Annotated in this window: 1 protein-coding gene; it reads right to left on the reverse strand. The window is 65.9% G+C overall.

Annotation, left to right across the window (positions count from 1 at the left end; genetic code table 11):
* The coding region (locus N826_RS38940) for an MASE1 domain-containing protein (RefSeq protein WP_044437979.1) at positions 1-931 on the reverse strand (931 nt) is incomplete at its 3' end.
* Positions 932-1,447 lie beyond the last annotated feature (516 nt).

Genomic DNA, 1,447 nt, shown 5'->3' on the forward strand with positions numbered 1-1,447 from the left:
GGAAGACGACCTCGCGGCTGCTGAGCACCAGCGTGCGGTACAGCGTTTCACTCATCATCAGGGCAGCTTCCGTCCTGCGCTGCTGGGCCAGGATCGACGCAACCGGCAGCGAGGTCAGCACGGCAACCGCCAGGAAGCCTTGGAGCAGGAGAACCCGACCGACCACCGAAGTGTCGGCCAGCATGGCCGGACCATAGCCCTCGATCGTCAGGCCGATGCTGATCACGGCGGTCAGCAGGATCGCGACCGCCGCGCCGGCGAAGCCGAGCCGGAATGCCGCCAGCACCAGCAGCGGCAGAACCACGAACAGGATCGGCAGGCTGCTCTGGATGAAGACCAGTCCAACGACGCCGGTGAGCCCCGCCAGCAGGGCCGCCGTTTCACGCCTCAGCGGCGGGCGGAACAGACCGGCCAGCTCGCGGGTGCGGAGCATCAGCAGCAGCGGCGCCACGACCAGCATGCCGAGGGCGTCGGCCAGGAACCAGGTCTGCCAGACGGCGGCCGGATCGGCGCCGGCGGTGAGGGCCAGAAAGCCGGCCGCGGCGGTCGCCGACAGCGCCGGGGCAGCACCGCCGGCGCAGGCGACGAAGCGGACCAGGGCCGCACTCCGGCGCAGGTCGAGCGGCGATCCCTGCGGGCGGGCCAGCAGCCAAGCGGCGGCCATGATCTCGAGGGTGTTGCAGGCGGACAGTCCGAGTGACGTAACGGCGCTGTCGCCGGTGGCGATGTTGGCCGCCACATTGGCGGTGCAGCCGACAGCGAGCACGAGCGGCCAGCGGTGCGGCGGTGACCGGAGCAGCACGGTGAGCAGCACCGCGTTGGTGATCCAGATCGGCGCGATGCGATCGGCCTCGTGCGTGATCATGATGCCGGCCCAGGCCCCGGCGAAAACCAGCGCACTGATGAGGAGGAGCTGCCATGGCGAAGTCATCCGGGCTCCTGATCCCGCCCGGGCTGCTGGCGGCACGCGGTATGAACCGGACATCTCTGCGACCCTCCCTGCACGGCACCATGCCGGATCGAATCCGTGGGGTCAGTGAGGTTAACGCCGGGTTAAGATGTCTGAAGATTCCGATCTATTGCTCCAAATGGAGGAGGCCGCAGCATCGATCGTGTTCGGATCGCTCACGCCCGGATCCATTTTGTGACCCGGCGGCCGAAATGATCCGCCCTCTTTCCTGTTTTAGGGAATGCAAGCAAAGAGCAGGGTTTTCTCCTCACCCCACCGGCTTCCGTGGCGCGGTGGGGTTTCTTTTGCCTCGCCTTGAACGACAGGCGGCGCTGCCGGTTGTATAGGCGCATCGCACAAGCCTCTGCCTTCCCATCGGCCCCGTGCCGATGGGTCTTTCTTTGCTTTGGTGCGGACAGCTCAGCGCTCCCTCACAGGTTTTTTCCAAATCTGGTTGCCTTTAATCAACTAGTAAGATTAAAACTCGACAATCCCAGC

This window comes from Skermanella aerolata KACC 11604, assembly GCF_000936425.1.
Lineage (GTDB): Bacteria > Pseudomonadota > Alphaproteobacteria > Azospirillales > Azospirillaceae > Skermanella > Skermanella aerolata.